Origin of the sequence: Ruminococcus champanellensis 18P13 = JCM 17042, assembly GCF_000210095.1 — a bacterium.
Classification (GTDB): domain Bacteria; phylum Bacillota; class Clostridia; order Oscillospirales; family Ruminococcaceae; genus Ruminococcus_F; species Ruminococcus_F champanellensis.
Genome location: NC_021039.1, coordinates 774,873 through 794,182 on the forward strand (window position 1 = coordinate 774,873; position 19,310 = coordinate 794,182).

14 protein-coding genes are annotated in these 19,310 nt (G+C 56.7%); 8 read left to right on the forward strand and 6 right to left on the reverse strand.

Going from position 1 to position 19,310, the window contains the following annotated elements:
* Positions 1 to 2,734: cohesin domain-containing protein (locus RUM_RS12835; protein WP_041326244.1), on the forward strand; the 2,734-nt coding region annotated here is incomplete at its 5' end.
* 187 nt (positions 2,735 to 2,921) lie between these two features.
* Here RUM_RS12835 and RUM_RS03430 read toward each other — a convergent pair.
* From RUM_RS03430 to RUM_RS03455, 6 genes are all read right to left on the reverse strand, one after another.
* Positions 2,922 to 3,863 (reverse strand): AEC family transporter, encoded by a 942-nt coding sequence (locus RUM_RS03430; protein ID WP_041326245.1) that lies wholly within the window; start codon positions 3,861 to 3,863, stop codon positions 2,922 to 2,924.
* Between the two features lies 1 nt (position 3,864).
* Positions 3,865 to 5,112: an SGNH/GDSL hydrolase family protein gene (locus RUM_RS03435; protein WP_015557819.1), complete on the reverse strand. Its 1,248-nt coding sequence runs from the start codon at positions 5,110 to 5,112 to the stop codon at positions 3,865 to 3,867.
* Positions 5,113 to 5,120: 8 nt separating this feature from the next.
* Complete coding sequence (gene nadC, locus RUM_RS03440) at positions 5,121 to 5,966, reverse strand: carboxylating nicotinate-nucleotide diphosphorylase (protein WP_015557820.1); 846 nt, start codon at positions 5,964 to 5,966, stop codon at positions 5,121 to 5,123.
* 17 nt (positions 5,967 to 5,983) lie between these two features.
* The gene (locus RUM_RS03445) at positions 5,984 to 7,435 is read right to left on the reverse strand and encodes an L-aspartate oxidase (protein WP_015557821.1); all 1,452 of its coding nucleotides are present in this window, start codon (positions 7,433 to 7,435) and stop codon (positions 5,984 to 5,986) included.
* Positions 7,436 to 7,581: 146 nt separating this feature from the next.
* Positions 7,582 to 9,321, reverse strand: coding sequence for a sensor histidine kinase (locus RUM_RS11945; RefSeq protein WP_015557822.1), 1,740 nt, complete (start codon positions 9,319 to 9,321; stop codon positions 7,582 to 7,584).
* The gene (locus RUM_RS03455; protein WP_049775560.1) at positions 9,318 to 10,052 is read right to left on the reverse strand and encodes a response regulator transcription factor; all 735 of its coding nucleotides are present in this window, start codon (positions 10,050 to 10,052) and stop codon (positions 9,318 to 9,320) included. Before RUM_RS03455 ends, RUM_RS11945 begins: the two co-directional genes overlap by 4 nt.
* A 272-nt stretch (positions 10,053 to 10,324) precedes the next feature.
* Between RUM_RS03455 and RUM_RS03460 the strand changes: the two genes are divergently transcribed.
* From RUM_RS03460 to RUM_RS03490, 7 genes are all read left to right on the forward strand, one after another.
* Positions 10,325 to 11,167, forward strand: a complete 843-nt coding sequence (locus RUM_RS03460) for a metallophosphoesterase (RefSeq protein WP_015557824.1) — start codon at positions 10,325 to 10,327, stop codon at positions 11,165 to 11,167.
* Between the two features lie 175 nt (positions 11,168 to 11,342).
* A complete protein-coding gene (locus RUM_RS03465; RefSeq protein ID WP_015557825.1) occupies positions 11,343 to 12,617 on the forward strand; it encodes an adenylosuccinate synthase in 1,275 nt (424 codons plus the stop codon).
* A gap of 30 nt (positions 12,618 to 12,647) precedes the next feature.
* Entirely contained in the window at positions 12,648 to 13,790 is a 1,143-nt protein-coding gene (locus RUM_RS03470) for a hypothetical protein (protein ID WP_015557826.1), read from the forward strand.
* A gap of 50 nt (positions 13,791 to 13,840) precedes the next feature.
* Positions 13,841 to 14,416, forward strand: a complete 576-nt coding sequence (locus RUM_RS11950) for a 4'-phosphopantetheinyl transferase family protein (RefSeq protein WP_015557827.1) — start codon at positions 13,841 to 13,843, stop codon at positions 14,414 to 14,416.
* Positions 14,398 to 15,162, forward strand: a complete 765-nt coding sequence (locus RUM_RS03480) for an SDR family NAD(P)-dependent oxidoreductase (RefSeq protein ID WP_015557828.1) — start codon at positions 14,398 to 14,400, stop codon at positions 15,160 to 15,162. The genes RUM_RS11950 and RUM_RS03480 overlap by 19 nt, the downstream gene beginning before the upstream one ends.
* Positions 15,163 to 15,307: 145 nt before the next feature.
* Complete coding sequence (locus RUM_RS03485; protein ID WP_015557829.1) at positions 15,308 to 16,012, forward strand: ABC transporter ATP-binding protein; 705 nt, start codon at positions 15,308 to 15,310, stop codon at positions 16,010 to 16,012.
* Between the two features lie 4 nt (positions 16,013 to 16,016).
* Positions 16,017 to 19,304, forward strand: a complete 3,288-nt coding sequence (locus RUM_RS03490) for an ABC transporter permease (RefSeq protein WP_015557830.1) — start codon at positions 16,017 to 16,019, stop codon at positions 19,302 to 19,304.
* Positions 19,305 to 19,310 lie beyond the last annotated feature (6 nt).

A 19,310-nucleotide genomic window follows, 5' to 3' on the forward strand; every position in this document is an offset into this window, starting at 1 on the left:
TAACATCGATGTTGTTACTGTAGATGGCGCAATCATTATCCCGGATGTAACCACTACAACCACTGAGGAAGTAACCACTACAACCACTGCGGCAGCTACTACTACCACAGCAGCTGAGACCACCACAACCACTGCGGCAGCTACTACTACCACAGCGGTAGCGACTACTACAACCACCGCAGCAGCAACCACAACCTCTGCTCCGGCTGCTACAACAACTGCAGCACCGGTAAGCACCACACTGCCGGATGCAGGTGCAGTAACCTATGTTGTACCTACCGTAACCGCAGCAGCAGGTGACGAGGTAAGCATGCCTGTACAGGTACTGGGTGATCCCGGCACAGCAGGCGTTGTAATCGATCTGGAATCTGACGCAAGACTGGGTTACGTTGGCTATACAGCAGGCGTATACGCAGGCGGTCAGTGGAACCAGGCAAAGCTGATCTACTCCTGGTCCAGCGGAGAGGGCGAGAACGTAACAGCTGACAATGAGGCTGCAATGTTCAATGTCACCTTCAAGGTACCGGATGATGCAAAGCCCGGCGATGTATTCCCGATCACCTTCGAGAGTGCAGAGGCAGTAGACACCTTCGGTTCCAACATCGATGTTGTTACTGTAGACGGTGCAATCATTATCCCGGATGTAACCACTACAACCACAGCGGCTGAGACTACCACAACTACTGCGGCAGCTACTACTACCACAGCAGCTGAGACCACTACAACTACTGCGGCAGCTACCACTACCACAGCAGCTGAGACTACTACAACCACTGAGGAAGTAACCACTACTACCACAGCGGCTGAGACTACTACAACCACTGAGGAAGTAACCACTACTACCACAGCGGCTGAGACTACTACAACCACTGAGGAAGTAACCACTACTACTACAGCGGCTGAGACTACCACAACTACTGCGGCAACAACTACAACCACTGCTCCGGCAACCACTACTACCACGGCTGAATCCACTACCGTTACAACCGGTCGTGTGAACTATCAGATTGCTGAAGTAGAGGCACAGCCTGGTGAGAAGGTTCCGGTACCGGTTTATGTAATCAATGATACTGGTACACTGGGTCTGACCGTTCAGTTCACTGCTGACAGCAGACTGAAGTACCAGTCCAACAAGGCCGGAGATGCATACACCGGTATGCCGGTTTGGAACGCAGCATCCTTTACCCTGAACTGGAATTTGGATGCAGCTGAAACCGCAAAGAGCGGTGCTGTTCTGACCACTCTGACCTATAAGGTTCCGGATGATGCACAGCCCGGCGACAGATTCCCGGTAGAGTTCGTAGTGGAAAACTGCAGCACTGTTGACGAAAACGGCAACGCACTGACAGTTGGATACTTCAACGGCGCAATCTACATTCCGGATCCGGACGCTACCACAACCTCTACCACTGAGGCACCGGTAACAACCACAACAACCACAACAACCCCTGAAGCAGTTACTACAACTGCTCCTGTTACCACTACCTCCGAGACCATTTCTACTACAATGACAACCGGACGTGTAAACTACCAGATCGCTGAAGTAGAGGCTCAGCCCGGCGAGAAGGTTCCGGTACCGGTTTACGTAGTAAATGACACAGGCACACTGGGTCTGACCGTTCAGTTCACTGCTGACAGCAGACTGAAGTACCAGTCCAATGCAGCGGGCAATGCATACACCGGCATGCCGGTATGGGATGCAGCAAGCTACACGCTGAATTGGAGTCTGGATACAGCTGAAACCGCAAAGAGCGGTGCGGTGCTGACCACCCTGACTTATAAGGTTCCGGATGATGCACAGCCCGGCGACAGATTCCCGGTAGAGTTCGTAGTGGAAAACTGCAGCACTGTTGACGAAAACGGCAACGCACTGACTGTTGGATACTTCAACGGCGCAATCTACATTCCGGATCCGGATGCTACCACAACCTCTACCACTGAGGCTCTGGTAACAACCACAACCACAACCACCACTACTGCGGCAGAGACCACTGTAACAAGCAGTGAAGTAACCACAGTTTCTACCACAGAAACTACTGTAACAAGCAGTGAGGCGAGCGGCTCTGAGACCACCACTGAAACCAGTGTATCCCAGTCCTTCTCCTTCACAGAGCCTACGAGAGTATGCTACTGGTCTCACGACAACAGACCCTTCGATCTGGAAGGTCTGAAGGTAATTCTCCAGGAAACAATCTTCATCATCCATGAGGACGGCACCGTTGTTGAAGCTGAGGAACAGCCTGCAGCAGTGGATATCACTGAGCAGTGCATGACCATCTTCTGCAACGACAAGCAGGTTGCTACTCCTGAGGATACCTACGAGACGCAGATTTACAAGTACATGCTTGAGTTTGCTTACGAAGGTAATCCGGATGTAATCGTTGGCACACATCAGGTACTCATTGGCGTAAAGGGTGATACAAACCTGAGTGGCGATGTAACCGTTGCGGATGCAGTTGAGATCCTGATGTATCGTGCAGACATGATGGCAAATCCGAACAATCCGACTTATGTATTTAACGAGGATCCGGATCTCCACAAGCTTGGCTACTTCTTGGGCAACGTTGATTGCATCAAGGAGGGCGATGACCTCAATGTAGCGGATGCGGTTAATATCCTGATGTTCCGTGCTGAAGTTCTTGCAAACGGCTCGGCAACATGGGAGCAGATTGTCGGCTATGACCTGATTGATCCTTCCGATGAATCCACATTCAGAACCATTGAGAAGCTCTGATCTCAAAATGAAGCGCTGCTGCTGATGCAGCACGCAGTAAACAAGGCGAACCGGAAACGGTTCGCCTTGTTTCATTTTATGCAGGGCCTTTTGCCAAGGTCTATTCTGCCGGAGCAGCTTCATGATGTTGATGCTAAAAAAGTCCGTGAGCGAATTCGCTCACGGACTTTTGCTATATGGGATTGCATCAGACATACCCGAAGGTGCGCAGTACAAAGATAATGCCTGTGACGGTGACGGCGGAAAGCATGGTTGTCAGTACCACGATGCTGCCTGCCATGGAGACATTGTTGTGCATGCCCCGTGCCATAATATAGCCGGAAACCGTTGCCGGGGCGCCCAGCATAATGAGGATCGCAATCAGGGACTCGTCCCGGAATCCCAGGAGTACTGCAATGGGCAGGAAAATCGCCGGCTGAATCAATAGCTTGATGGCGGTTGCAAGGAGTACAGGGATCCGTTGGGCGGATGCCTTTTGCAGATCAAAGTCGGCTCCAACCATCAGCAGCGCCAGGGGAGAAGTGATCATTGAAAGATTGTTCAGAGATTTCTGCACCAGTGCCGGGAACTGCACGTGCAGCAGCGCAAAGGGAATGCCTGCCAGGATCCCAAGGATCAGAGGGTTGGTCAGAACCTCCAGGCATACCTTTTTGATCTGTCCCTGGGGTGGACGCTCCGAACTGTACATGGTCAGCAGAATCACAGAGCCGATGTTGTAGATGGGCACAATTGCGATCATCATCAGAGGAACCATGCCTGCACGGCCGTACATGTTTTCCGCAAATGCCACTCCAAGGATTCCGGCACTGCCCCGGATGGCGCCTTGTACAAAGCTGCCGATGCTTGCTCTGTCCTTGTAGAACAGCGCTGCCAGAATCCATACCGCCGCAAAGCATGCCAGGGTGGCGGATACGCAGAACAGAAAGAATTTCATGCTGAAGGTGGCGGACAGATCTGTTTCCGCCACGTCGCAAAACAGCATGACCGGAAGCAGCACCCGGAACACCAGCCGATTGTTGGCGTCCTGGAAGTCCTTCCGGATGATACCGATTTTCTTGAGGAACCAGCCCACAAAGATGACGAAGAACACCGGCATCGTTGCGTTCAGGCTGAATTCCAGGTTGCTCACGTCAGCTTACCAGCAAGCCCAAAACGGTAAACTGCGTCAGATCTGTGCCCTCAAGCTGCTTGATGGTTACCGTATGGGTGGATGGCGTGTCAGAGGTGTAAACCTGCTGCGCCTGTGCGTAATTGCCCCAACCGCCGGTAAAATCGCCGTCCAGCACCTGGATCAGCCGGTCATCCACATAGACGCAGTACTGACCGCTTTTGCCGTCCACGGTCTTATAGTACAGCACGCCGATGTTGCTGCCGGTAACTTCAAAGGTCAGCTCGCCGCCTTCCTTCGTGGTCCAGTCGTTGGGGAATTGATTGGAAACCTCCGCCTGCTCAAAGCCCTGCATGGTCTTGGGGGTTAGTGTCTTGCTGTCCAGCAGTTGTCCCTTGGCGTACAGATCCTTTGTGACCGGGGTAGCTGTGAAGGTCAGGTCAGAGGTATCGATCTGATCCAGCTTTGCGTAAACCGAGTTGAAATAGCTCCACAGCAGCTCGCCGATGATGCCGTGTCCCACGGAGTTGGGGTGGATATTGTCCGGGGAAATGTCCTTCCAGGTGAACTTGCCGGCTTCAATCTCCGGCAGCACCGCATTTTTATAGCTGATCATGGGCAGGTTATATGCCGAGCCAATCTGCATATGGGTGTCCTGAAGGCTGGTGCCGTCCTCCTGGGTGGTGAACAGCAGGATCACTGCCGGATGGTTCTCTGCCTGCAAAATCTTCCGCACCAGGCTGTCGTAGGTTTGCAGATTCAGTGCCGCATCCGTATCGTTTACGGAAAATTCCACGATCACCACATCCGGCTTCTTGCTCAGCAGGTCTGCATCCACCCGGTGTACCCCGATGTAGGAATCCGTAGCGCCAATGCCTGCATTGACAAAGTCTAGCTGCGCCTTGGGGAATGCCTTTGCCCACCACTGGAGCGCCCGGTTTGCATACCGCTCGTCAGTGGTGGAGGCGGCAGTACCCTGGGTAATGGAGCCGCCGATGGTACCGATGGTGATCTTCTCACCTGCCTGCGCCCGCTTCATGGCATCCGCCAACCGGGCGGTATTACCCGGATTGACCACTGCACGCCGGATCATATCCTCCGTGGTGTGCCCCAGATTCAGGGTGGGCAGATTCAGGGAGGGATCCGCCATGCTCCAAGTGCTCTGGGATGAACTGTCCTGCATCTGAGAATCCTCCTTTTTGCCGCAGCCGGCAGCGCTCAGCAGCAGCATACCCGCTGTCAGCAGTGCGATTTGTCTGAACGGCTTCATAACGCACCTCACTTAGCTTGTTTGATCCGCATGGAGATGTCAAAGCATTTCACGCTGTGGGTCAGAGCCCCCAGGGAAATAATATCCACGCCGGTTTCTGCAATGGGGCGGATGGTTTCGGCGGTCACGTTGCCGGATGCTTCCAGCAGGGCACGCCCTGCGTTGATCTGCACCGCCGCTGCCATATCCTCGCAGGACATATTGTCCAGCATGATAATCTCACAGCCTGCATCCAGAGCCTCCTGCAGCTCCTCCAGGTTCCGCACCTCCACCTCGATTTTGACCATATGCCCAATCTTATCCCGTAGAGCAGCCACCGCAGGGGTGATGCCGCCGTAGGCGTCCAGGTGGTTGTCCTTGAGCATGGCACCGTCGGACAGGTTGAACCGGTGGTTTCTGCCGCCGCCTACCACCACTGCATACTTCTGCAGCGCACGCATGCCGGGCAGGGTCTTCCGGGTGTCGGTGATCCGGGCACGGGTGCCTTCCACCAGATGGACGCACCGGTTGGTGGCGGTGGCGATGCCGGACATATGCTGCAATAGATTCAGCGCCGTGCGCTCTCCCTTCAGCAGGGTCTTGGTGCTGCCGGTCATGGTTGCGAGGATGTCGCCTTTACACACCTTGTCTCCATCGTGAAACAGTGCCCTGGTCTCCACATTGCCCCCTGCCAGGTCAAAGACCCGCAGCGCCACGTCCATGCCGCACAGCACGCCCTCGTCCTTGGCGATATAGTACGCCTCGCTGGTGTGGGAATCCGGCATCAGGGTGTCCGTGGTGATGTCCACATAGGTAATGTCCTCCGCAAGGGCTCTGCGGATCAGATCGTCAATATAATTCTGGGGCAGATTCATAGGGATCGCTCCTTTCGTCAGATGACTTCCTTGAGTATCAGATATGCCACAGTGGCAAGGGATTTTGCTTCAATGTAATCGGCGTTGATCCGGTAGTTGCCCTCCAGCAGCATCTGCCGGATCCGGGCAACCCGTTCAAAGCCTGCTGCGGCAGCCTCCCTGTCCGGAATGACAAAGTAGCTGTGCTGCATAATATGCCGGATCTCCGTGCGCAGACCCTGGGGAATGGGGGGCGCATCCGGGTCATGGGGGAAGCTGTGCTCCTCAAAGGTATCCGGCACTTCGGACAGGTGCTTGGCAATGTCCATTGCCGCATGTCGGGAGAATACCAGTGCCTCCAGCAGGGAATTGCTTGCCAGCCGGTTGTTGCCGTGTACCCCGGTGTGGGAGCATTCTCCCGCAGCGTACAGCCGATCCAGGGCGGTACGGGAATCTGCATTCACGTCGATGCCTCCCATCAGATAATGCTGACAGGGGAAGATCGGAATCCGGTCAGTGGTCAGATCATAGCCCTGCTTGAGCAGGTTTTCGTAGATCATGGGGAACCGGTGCTTCAAAAATTCCGGATCCTTGTGACTGATATCCAGATAGAACTCCTGGGAATCCTGTCGGCGGCTTTCCAGAATGATGGCGTGGGATACCACATCCCGTGGTGCCAGCTCCAGCCGGTCATCGTACCGCTGCATGAACCGCTCCCCCGCAGCATTCAGCAGGTATGCCCCCTCGCCCCGCACCGCTTCGGAAATCAGGAAGCATTCCCGGGTGTGCCGGTTGTTGAAGGCGGTGGGGTGGAACTGCACCAGGCTCAGATTCTTGATAGGAGCTCCCAGCTCATAGGCAAAGGTGATGCCGTCCCCAGTGGCAATGGCGGAATTGGTAGTGAATTCGTACACTCTGCCGATGCCGCCGGTGGCAAGCAGCAGGAAGTGACTGTGGAAGGCGGTGTAGGTGCCTTCGTGGAGGGTATCCACAGAAAAGCCTGTTCCGGTTTTTGCTACGCCGCACAAAAGTGTGTTTTCCAGGATCTCTACATTGGGCAGCGTCCGTACAGTCTGCAAAAGCTTGGATACGATCTCAAAGCCTGTCGCATCCTTATGGTGGAAGATCCGGTGCTTGCTGTGCCCCCCTTCCAGGGTGCGGTGGAGGGAACCGTCCGGATTCCGGTCAAACTCCACCCCCAGGTCGATGATCCTGCCGATATCCTGGGCGGCTTCGTTCACCAGGATGGACAGGGTCTCTGTGTTGTTCTTGAATCCGCCTGCAACGAGGGTATCCTGCTTGTGCAGCTGTACATCATCCTCCGGGGAGTCGTAGACACCGGCGATGCCCCCCTGAGCCAGGGCGGAGTTGCACAGGGTCAGCTCCCGTTTACAGATCAGAAGCACCCGCAGGGATGCAGGGAGGTTGAGAGCAGCGTACAGACCGGCAGCGCCGCCTCCGGCAATGATGACGTCATAGTGATTAGTCATAACAATCCCATACTTTCTTCATAAAGATATATAAGTCTATTGTATCATATTTTCTGCGACTTGTCATTGGGTAATCCGACAAAATTCATCCCCCCTGCCCGGAATCCTTTGCCCTTTCCCCATAGAAAAAGAGGCATAGCACCGGGCTATGCCTCCAGGGATGCGTCAGATCCGCAGCATGGGAAAGTGAGAATGGCTTTGAATTGATCTCCGTCGATGGCGACCCGGAAACCACCGCCGCAGGCCTCCGCAAAGCTCTTGGCAATGGCAAGCCCCAGACCGGAGCCCTCCGTACTGCGCATGGCGTCCCCACGGGTGAACCGTTCCGTGATCTCCTCCGGGGTAAAATGCATTTCGTAGGAGGAGGTGTTCTGGATGCAGCAGGAGAATTCCGTCTGTGTACCGGTGACCCGAATGTAGATCCGGGTGTTTTCCATGGAATAGCGCAGGGCGTTTGCCAACAGGTTCTGATAGATCCGGTACAGCTTGTTGCCCTCCGCCCGGATGATGCAGCGATCCAGGTCGGTTTGCAGCCGGATGTCTCTGCCGGATCGCTGAATGGTATCCTCCATATCTGCCAGTACCTGCCGCAGACACATGACCGCATCCAGCCGGGTGCAGCACACATCCTCCCCGCTGGCCGCCTTGGCAAGATCAAATACATCCTGTACCATCCGGCGTAGCCCCTGGGATTTTCGTTCCAGCACATGCACATAGTCCATGGCCTGGGGCGGCAGCTCCTCCTTGGACAGCAGGTCAATGTAGCTGATGAGGGAGGTCAGCGGCGTTTTCAGGTCGTGGGACACATTGGTGACCAGGTTGACCTTGGTGCGTTCCGCCTGTACCTGCCGGGCAATGGCGTCCCGGGTGCTGTCCTGGATCTGATCCAGTTCCCGGAATTGTGCCGCTACGCAGGAACCCTCCGCCGGGGCGGCAGGGGAGAAATCCCCCTGGCTGATGGTGTGGATCCGCTGACTTAGCCGGTCGATTTGTTGGCTGCGGCGCATCTGGATGCCGATGTAAACGGCGATCACCAGGAGGGATAACAGCAGCATGGCGCTGATTTGGTTGGGGCGATCAAAGGGGGAAAAACACAGCGCCAAGCTAAGAATCACCACCATGGCAGCCATGCTGTGCAGGGCTGTCTGCTGGGAGAAGGGGAGGCTGTGCCAACGGGTTCTGCATTGGGCTTTCCGGTTCCGGATGCTTTGCGCACATCGGTTGATGATCCGGCGCAGCTGATTGCCGGCGGGGGTATCCGGCAATGTGACCGGTGCATTGAGCCGTTGGCGTATAGAGGAAGCGGCTGCATGCAGCTTGTCTCCGCTAGCATCCGGCAGTTCGATCGGCGCATGCAAGCGTTCATGCAGGGCTGCACGCTTTTCCTGGCGAACCGGTGTCTGAAAAAAGGCTGCAAGCAGGGAGGTGGCAGCCAGCTGTCCGCTCCGGATCCGGCGCAGCAGGCTTGCCAGGGACTCCAGGGACAGGAAACAGAGCAGTGCTGCATACAGTCCCACATTGCACTGGGCAAGAGGCTCCTGCCGGAGAAATGCGGCTTTCGGCATGCTTTCGTGGTGCTTGCAGATCGCCCACCATACGGGTATAGTGCATAGGATCAGCAGAAGAATGCTCTCCAGGGAGAATGGATCCAGAACGCTGTGCGCCTCTGGGATCTGCTCCGGTTTGCGCAGCGCTTTGACCAGTACGATCAAGGTGCATAATACTGCCAGCAAGCCGCTGACGGCTGTACCCAGGATCAAGGGGGTGTATGGTCGAATTGCCGGATGGACATCCATCAGCAGCACCAGGGTTGTCAAGCACCCCATGCACAGGGCAGCCGCCATTGCCCAGAACATCGTTCGGCGTGTATGTTTTCCTGCTTTCATGGCTTCTTGCCTCCTTTTCGGGCAGCAGGGTCCTGTAGCTGATAGCCGATGCCCCACACCACCTTCAGATAATTCGGTTCACGGGGATTGATCTCGATCTTCTCCCGGATATGACGGATATGTACCATGACGGTGTTTTCCACTGCATAGGCGTCCTCGTTCCATACCCGGCTGTAGATCTCCTCTGCGGAAAAGATCCGCCCCGGATTCCGCAGGAACAGCTCCATGATCTTCAGCTCCTTGGAGGTGAGCCGCACCGGCTCTCCGTCCACCGTCAGCTGCCGGGTGTCCGGGTCATACTCCAGTCCGCCCACCCGGATCAGCTTTTGCATCCGGGCACTGTCCGCCGCACCCAGGTGCAGATACCGCCGCAGGCTGGATTTTACCCGTGCCGCCAGCTCCTGGGGGTGGTAGGGCTTGGCGATGTAGTCGTCCGCCCCCATGGACAGCCCCAGGATTTTGTCGCTTTCCTCGGATTTTGCCGACAGAATGAGGATGGGTATATTTTTCTGTTCCCGGATCTTCATCATCGCCGACAGACCGTCCAGCTTTGGCATCATCACGTCAATGAGGATCAGGGAAACCGGATGCTCTGCTACAGCCTCCAGAGCCTCCAGCCCGTTGTATGCCCGCAGTACGGTCAGTCCCTCCTGTTCCAGCAGGGTGGCAATGGCACGGACAATATCCCGGTCGTCGTCCGCCACCAGGACGGTGCATTGTGTGTAATCCATCATCATATTGCGCAGACAGGTGCTGCGCCACTCCTTTCGTTTGCCTGTCTTTATCATAACTCGCATTCCTTAGAAAAAAGAAAAGGGAATTCTTAAAGATTTCTTAAGAAACCGGGCAAAGGCAACGCCGTCCAAAGATTGCGCGGTGCAGCCCGGATCATCCTTCTGTTAATATACTACATTTTTCCGGATCCGTCAAATCCGTTGCATTCGACGGGGAAATCCGGTATAATAAAAGATAAGGCAATACAGAATCGGAAGGGAGGAACAGCATGATCGGAATCATTGCCGGGGCGGCGGCAGGGCTACTGACCGCAGAGCTTGTCCGTGAAAACTGCTGCATGCTGGCGGTGCGGCAGGATACCATTGATCAGCCTGCATACACCGGGCACCCCTTGAAGCTGGCACTGGTGTCGGATACCCACATCATCAACCGGCGGCGGCAGAGGCGCTGTCAGCGGCTGCTCCGGGCAGTCCGGGCAGCAAAGCCGGATCTGATCCTCGTTCCCGGGGATCTGGTGAGCCGAACCTGCACGGACTTTTCCTTGGTGCAGCAGCTGCTGACCGGGCTGTGCGCCATTGCTCCGGTGTACTATGCGCCAGGCAATCATGAGCTGGATATGACGGAACCCATGCGGCAGAAGCTGTACCGGACGATGGAAGCTACCGGTACGGTGCTGCTGTGCAACCGGACTGTGCAGTTAGAGGGACTGGCGCTCTGCGGCGTCACCTTGAAATACAGCATGTTCCGGAACCAGAACCGGGGCTTTTCGGGGCTTTCCAAGTATACACCGGAGGACATGGAGCAGGCGGTGGGCGTGCATCGGGGCATGACGCTGCTGCTGGCGCACAGCCCCCTGGCTCTGGACACCTATGCTGCCTGGGGAGCGGAGCTGGTGGTGTCCGGTCATGTGCATGGGGGTATGATCCGTCTGCCGGTGGTGGGGGGCTTGCTCTCCCCGGAACGGAAACTCTTCCCGGCATATTCCAGGGGACATTACCGGCAGGGGCATACGGATCTGATCGTCACCGGGGGCATCGCCAAGCCCAGACTGTTTAATCCCCCTGAGCTGCGGATCATCACCCTTCAAGGGAAGGATGATTCATCACTTTAGCATGCAACTACGAGAAAGCGCACAGGTTTTCTATGCAATTCGCTGAAAAGCCGGAAAAGGGGCATCCTGCTGTGGAAATTCCCCCGGATTCACTTGCTTTTTCGACGAAAAGATGCTATACTAACTGATGTATGCTTCATGCATCCATTAAGGACAAAGAAATGAGGAATTGAGTATGCCTGCTAATATTGTAATCGGCACCCAGTGGGGCGATGAAGGAAAGGGCAAGATTATTGACATTCTTGCATCCCGTGCGGAAGTGGTAGTACGTTCCCAGGGAGGCAACAACGCCGGTCATACGGTGGTAAACAACGGACAGACCTATAAGCTGCACCTGGTGCCCTCCGGCATTCTGTATCCGGGCACTGCCTGCCTGATCGGCGCCGGGGTTGTGCTGGATCCCAAGGATTTTATCTCCGAGCTGGACAATCTGCATGCAAGAGGGGTTTCGACGGACAATCTGAAGATCGACCCCCGTGCCCATGTGGTGATGCCCTGGCACATTGTGCTGGACGGACTCAGCGAGAAATTCCGGGGCAATTCCGACATCGGCACCACCAAGCGGGGCATCGGGCCCACCTATATGGACAAATATGAGCGCTGCGGCATTCGGATGTACGATCTGACCCATCCGGAGGTGTTTGCCCAGAAGGCACGGAGCACCGGGGCACTGAAGAACAAGATCATCACTGCCGTATACGGGGGCGAGGCCATCGACCTGGACGCTGTGATCCAGGAATACACCGAATACGGCAAGCGGCTGCTGCCCTACCTGGCGGATGTATCCGTGCTGACCTATGAGGCGGACAAGGCAGGGAAGACCATCCTCTTTGAGGGTGCGCAGGCGACCCTGCTGGACATTGACTTTGGTACATACCCCTACGTTACCTCCTCCCATCCTCTGTCCGCAGGGGTATGTGTAGGTACTGGTGTTGGCCCCCGGATGATCTCCAACATCATCGGCGTGGCAAAGGCATATACCACCCGTGTGGGCAAGGGACCCTTCCCCACCGAGCTGAACGATGAAATCGGGGAGAAGATCCGGAACGTAGGCGGCGAATTCGGCACCACCACCGGCAGACCCCGGAGAACCGGCTGGTTTGACGCAGTGATCGTGCGGCACTCTGTGCGTGTGAACGGTCTGGACGGGCTTGCCATCAACAAGCTGGATACCCTCAGCGGTCTGGGCACTCTGAAGATCTGTACCGCATACAAAATGGCGGACGGCACCATCACCCGGAACCTGCCTCCCACACTGGAGGAGCTGGCTGGCTGTACGCCCATCTACGAGGAAGCAGAGGGCTTTGACGAGGATATTTCCGGCTGCAAGAGCTTTGAGGAGCTGCCGGAAAGCTGCAAGCGTTACATTGCCCGGTTGGAGGAGCTGTGCGACTGCCGGATCGCTATGATCGGCATTGGCCCGGACAGAAGCCAGATTCTGGAACGGTAAGCAGCGGTCAATCATACGGAGGTGATGGGAATGAGCGAAGAACAGAACAACGGATTGTCCCAGCTTGAGGAGTCCACCTATGTGCCCAAGCAGAAGGAGGATCGGCTGGCGGGCGTAGCTGCGCCGGTGCTGGAGGATACGGCATACGTTGCGCCCAAGGAAAAGAAGTCCCATCTTGCAGACGTGGCAGCACCCACGCTGGCGGATGATGATTATGTGGATACCCGGAAAAAGCATAGCCTGGAAGGGGTACAGGCACCGGTGCTGGAGGATCCGGATGCGCATGCCGCATCCAAGCCTGCACAGCCGGCTGCATTTACCCCTGTACCCCTGACCCAGCAGCAGCTGGATGTTCTGGCACAGCAGCGTGCCCAGTCCGGTCAGCCTCCCTATACTCCGGAGCAGATTGCTGCCATTCAGAAGGCATATATGGATCGGCAGGTGGCTGCCCATGCAGCAAGCCAGCCGGCGGAGCCTGCCCCCCAGCCCCAGGTCAAGGCACCGGTGCTGGAGGAAAGCACCTATACGCCGCCGGTCAAGGAGAAGCACGAGCCACAGGTTTCCGCTGCTGCTGCCGCATCCCTGCTGGAGGAGCCTGCCCCGGAGCCGGAGCGGAAGGTGTCCCGGTTCAATGAAGCGGATCTGGAGGCAGCAAAGGCAAACGCCCAGAAGCGTGCCATTGAGCAGTCTCTGAACATGACCACAAATGTGGACAAGGCGGAAAGCCGCCGGTTGATGAACGAGCTGCGGATGGAACGGGAAGCGGAGCTTGCCAAGAAGGGCTTTACGGTCGTGATCGTTCTGATGATCCTGGGACTGCTGGCAGCGGCTGCCCTGTATTTCTTCTCCGTCCGGGAATTCCAGGACAGTATGGACAACGGCTTTTACAGCGGTGTCACCAAGGTGATGAATTACACCAGCTTCGGGCTGGGAGTCGTATCCGTTCTGCTGATCCTGCGGGTGGGCTTTGTGAAAAAGCTGGGCTCTTTCCTGTTCGGATTGATGACGGCACTGTTGCTGTTCCCGGGTCTGCCCATGCTGATGCAGAAAAAAGAGGAGGGCATGGCGCTGACCGCTGTAGGATACGGCGCTGCCTTGATTTTGTGCTTTGCGATCTGCTTTATCTTAAGCACCAGTGAACCTGTGAATATGTTTTATAAGCGCAAGGAGTAATAAATTTAACGGACGGTATCCTGCCGTCCGTTTTTTGTAGGGGGATGGGTATGCTATATCTGCGGTGGCTTCGTGCGGAGGAAAATAATCACTCCGGGCAGCATCGTGCCGCCTATGATGCCCTGGCATGGGGGCTGTGGCGGGAATCCGGAATCCGGCATGCATTGCTGGAGCGTCAGGATAGGGGAAAGCCCTTTTTGCCCATGTATCCCCAAGTGCATGTAAATGTGACCCATTGCAGGTTCCTGGCGGCGGCGGCAGTGGATGCTGCGCCGGTGGGGGTGGATGCAGAGCCGGTGCGTCCCCTGCGGGAACGGGTGCTGGAGCGTACATGCGCCAGGGAGGAACAGGATTGGGTGCTGTCCCAGCCGGATCCGGATTATGCCTTTATCCGGCTGTGGACGGCGAAGGAGAGCTATGTAAAGGCAACCGGCACCGGCATCGGGGTGCCCCTCCAGGAGGTCACCTTCACCCTGACGGAGGAGAGCATCCGGAGCCGGATGGATGCCGGGTTCACCCAGCTGCTGCTGCCGGAGCATGTAATTACAATTTGCCATAAGACCGGCAAAGGGCAGGTTCTGACCCTTTGCCCCAAGGAGGAATGGATATGCTGGAACCGGATCTGACAGGAAAAATCGCTTTGATTACCGGAGCCACCGGACAGCTTGGGCGTGTCATGGCGCATACCCTTGCGGACTGCGGAGCGGACATTGTGGTGCATTATCACGCCAACCGGCTGCAGGCGGACAAGCTGGTGGCGGAGCTGACCCGGATGGGACGCCGGGCACTGGCGGTGCAGGCGGATGTGACCGACCGGGACAGCGTGTTCGCCATGCGGGACAAGGTGGAGGCGGTGCTGGGCATGCCTCAGATTCTGGTGCACAATGCGGTGATTCAGTATGCATGGAAGCCCATCTTGCAGCAGGATCCCGGGGATTTTGACAGTCAGTACCGCTCTTGCGTCATGCAGACGGTGTATATGGCACAGGCGTTTGTGCCTGCCATGCAAGCTGCCCATTACGGGCGGATCCTGGTAATCAACACGGAGTGCGCTGCACTGGCAGAGGCTGGCTGCGGGGCATACACAGCGGCAAAGCGGGGATTGGACGGGCTGTGCCGGTGTCTTGCCAAGGAGGTGGCAGAGGACGGGATCACCGTGAACCAGATTGCGCCGGGCTGGACCATTACGGAACGTGACCGGGATGCTAATACGCAGGTGCAGCCGGATTACGACCGGCAGGTGCCCATGGGCCGCCGGGGCACGGATGCAGAGATTGCACAGATGGCAGCGTTCCTGGTGTCCGATCTTGCCAGCTTCACCACCGGAGCGTTTATTCCTGTGTGCGGCGGCAGAGTGATGCCGGCGATCTGATTTGTCGAATTGGGTGAAAATATGGTGAAAACCTTGTTATTTTGCCCGGAACATGCTACAATGAAGGCAATGCGGTAGGTGCTACTGCGTTGCCTGATTTTTTGGCATGCCCATGGAGGGGTGCCTGTACATAGGAGGAACATGTATGGCGGCATTTGTAACGCTGCGGGATGTACGGAAGGAATACCGGATGGGGGAGGTGCTGATCAAGGCATCCGACGGCATCTCCTTTGAGCTGGAGAAGGGAGAATTCGTGGTGATCGTGGGGCCTTCCGGTGCCGGGAAAACCACCGTGCTGAATATGCTGGGAGGCATGGACACCTGCGACTCCGGGGAAATCATCGTGGACGGGCAGGACATTGCCAGACTGAAGAAAAAGGAGATCACCCGGTATCGCCGGTACGACATCGGCTTCGTGTTCCAGTTTTACAATCTGGTGCAGAATCTCACCGCCAAGGAAAATGTGGAGCTTGCTACCCAGATTTGCCGGGATGCGGCGGACGCAGCCCAGATGCTTGAAAAGGTAGGGCTGGAAGATCGGATGGACAATTTTCCGGCACAGCTGTCCGGCGGGGAGCAGCAGCGTGTGTCCATTGCCCGTGCACTGGCGAAAAACCCCAAGCTCCTGCTGTGCGATGAGCCAACCGGCGCCCTGGATTACCAGACCGGCAAGCACATCTTAAAGCTGTTGCAGGATACATGCCGCCGGGATGGTATGACCGTGGTGGTCATCACCCACAATTCTGCCATTGCCCCTATGGCGGATCGGGTCATCGAGATCAAGAACAGCAAGGTACACGGGGTTCGGATGAATGCGCATCCGGAGCCGGTAGAGCAGATTGAGTGGTGACGGTATGAATCGGAGCATATTCAAAAATACTTTGCGGAGCATCTGGAAGACCAAGGGCAGATTCCTTGCTATTTTCGCCATCATCGCCCTGGGCAGCGGATTTTTCGCCGGGGTCAAGGTCACCAGTCCGGATATGAAGCTGACGGCGGATGCCTACTACAAGGACACCCACCTGGCGGATTTGCATCTGAAATCCACGGTGGGCTTCTCCCGGGCGGAGGTTCAGAAGCTGGCACAGCGCCAGGGGATTGCCGGCTGTTATGGGGGCTATTCCACGGATCAGTATTTGCATGCGGAGGATACCGCCAGCGCCATTGCCCGGATCTGGTCTGTGGATTTTACCCAGGTTGGCACCGGCTCTTCCCAGGATCTGAATACCCCCACCCTTCGGGAGGGCAGATGGCCGGAGCAGCCGGACGAATGCCTCATCGAGGTGCGTACTCCGGGGGAATTCAAGGTGGGGGATACTCTGACCCTGGATCCGGCAAAGGGGGAGGAGCCGGTGACGGATACCCTGAAAACCGATACCTTCACCATTGTGGGGGTTGCGGACTGGTCCATGTATGTGGACTTTGAGCGGGGTACCACCACCGTAGGCAACGGCAAGGTGGAAAGCTATATCCTGGTGCCGCCGGAGGCGTTCACCCTTGAGGTATACACGGACGTGTTCCTGACTCTGGAGGATACCAGGGAGCTGTATGCCTATGACCAGGTCTATACGGATACAGTGCAGGCATACGCAGAACAGCTGGAGGCGGACGCACCGGACATTTACTGTCTCCGGGAGGAGCAGCTGCGGGCGGATGCGCAAAAGGAACTGGATCAGGCAAGAAAGGATCTGGATGCGGGTTGGGAAGCCTATGAATCCGGCAAGCAGGAGCTGGCGGATCAGTTGGCTGCTGCCCGGCAGAAGCTGGAGGATGGCAGAACGGATCTGGATGCGCAGATCAGTCAGCTTGCAGACAAGCAGAAGGAACTGGAGCAGGGAGAGAAGACCCTGGCAGCCTCCCAGAAGCAGTTGGATGCCCAGGCAAGCTCCCTCAAGACCCAGCAGACAGCATTTCAGCAGGCGCAGCAGACCCTGTCGGATGCGGTGCAGTTTTCCGAGAATCTGCTGACTGCCATTGACAACTACCGGTACACCTGCATGGTGCCGCCCCTGGATGCCCAGACGGAGCAGCTGATCGACAATGCCTCCGTACTGGATGGCAGCGGCATGGAATTTACCAAAATGCTGCGGCAGTATATTACTGAGCCTGTGGATGCTGCGGAAAAGGGCATGCATGCATCCGCTTTGAAGCTGTATGCCCAGAATTACCAGGCGTCTCTGTACAATCAGCAGGGGGATCTGGATCGACAGGGCGCACAGCTGACGGCAGCACAAAAGAAGCTGAATGCTTCGCAGAGTACCCTGGATGCCAAGAAAAAAGAACTGGAACAGGGCAAGCAGCAGCTCCAGGAGGGGCAGCAGGCCATTGCCGATGCCCAGGCAAAGCTGGAACAGGGGGAGGAGGAAATCGCCGATCAGCAGGCCCAGGGAGAGCAGAAGCTGGCGGATTCCAAGGCGGAACTGGAACAGGGAGAGGCGGAACTGAAGAACTCGGAGGCGAAGCTGGACACCATCGGTGAGCAGATTCAGTGGTATGTGCTGGATCGTTCCTACAATGTGGGCTATGACAGCTTCTGGGAGGATGCGGACCGGGTGGATTCCATTGCCCGTGTATTTCCCATCTTCTTTATCCTGGTAGCATGCCTGGTGTGCCTGACCACCATGACCCGTATGGTGGAGGAGCAGCGCACGGAGATCGGTACGCTGAAGGCGCTGGGCTACAGCGGTGCTGCGGTGGCGGGGCAATTCCTGCTGTATTCCATGGCGGCAAGCCTGCTGGGAGTGTTTGCCGGCGTGGGACTGTGCACCCAGGTCTTTCCCCGGGTGATCTATGCGGCATACCTGCTGATGTATAATCTGCCCCCGGTGCATTGTCCCTTCCACTGGGGCTATGCCCTTGGCTCCCTGGGTGCTGCATTGCTCTGTACCGGCGCCACCTCCCTGGCGGCATGCTATGTGGAGCTGACCTCCGTGCCGGCACAGCTGATGCGGCCGAAGCCACCCAAAAACGGCAAGCGTGTGCTGTTGGAGCGGATCGGCTGGCTGTGGAAACGACTTGGATTCCATGCCAAGGTCACCATCCGGAACGTGTTCCGCTACAAAAACCGGGTGCTGATGACCGTGGTGGGTGTGGCAGGCTGCACCGCTCTGATGCTCACCGGCTTCGGGCTGCGCAACGCCATTTCTGTCATTGTGGATTTGCAGTACTCCCGGGTGTATCAGTATGACCTGTTGGGGGTATATGATCCGGACGCTGATACCAAGAAGCTGGAGGATCTGCATCAGAAGGTGACGGATACCCCGGAACTGACGGATACTCTGTATGCTTTGCAGAAAAGCGCCACCATCACCGGCGCCGGCGGCAGCATAGAGGCGTATCTGTTCGTGCCGCAGGAGCCGGAGCGACTGCCGGAATTTATCCGGCTCATCGACCGGAAAACCGATGCGGCATATACCCTGGAGGAGCAGGGAGCGGTGGTGACAGAGAAGCTTGCCCGGATGCTGGACGTAGGGGTGGGGGACACCATCACCCTGGAGGGGGCATCTGCGCCGGTGGCGGTGACTGCCATTACGGAGCAGTATGTGTTCCATTATGTGTATCTGTCCCCGGCACAGTACACCGCCCTGTACGGGGAATACACCCCCAACTGCTTTGCGGCGAAGCTGGCGGCGGGTACTTCGGAGGATGCTTTGTCCGAAATCCTGCTTGCCAACGGAGCAGTGCGCTCTTTGTCCTATAATTCCCATGCCGGGGACAAGTTCCATGAACTGATCGGTACGCTGAACTATGTGGTGCTGCTGATCATCATCTCCTCCGGTGCGCTGGCGTTTGTGGTGCTGTATAATCTTGCAAACATCAACATCACCGAGCGGATGCGGGAGCTGGCGACCATTAAGGTGCTGGGCTTTTATGACCGGGAGGTGGCAGCCTACATCTACCGGGAGAATACGATTTCCGCTCTGCTGGGTATGCTGGCAGGACTGGTGCTGGGAATCTTCCTGTGTCACTTTGTGGTGGATACCGCCCAGGTGGATGCAGTGATGTTCTACCCGGATATTCCGGCGTATGCCTTTGGCCTGGCAGCGCTGCTGACCATTGTATTTACTGTACTGGTCAACGGACTGCTGTATTTCAAGCTGCGGCGGATCGATATGGCAGGCTCCATGAAGGCGATCGAATAGGAGGCG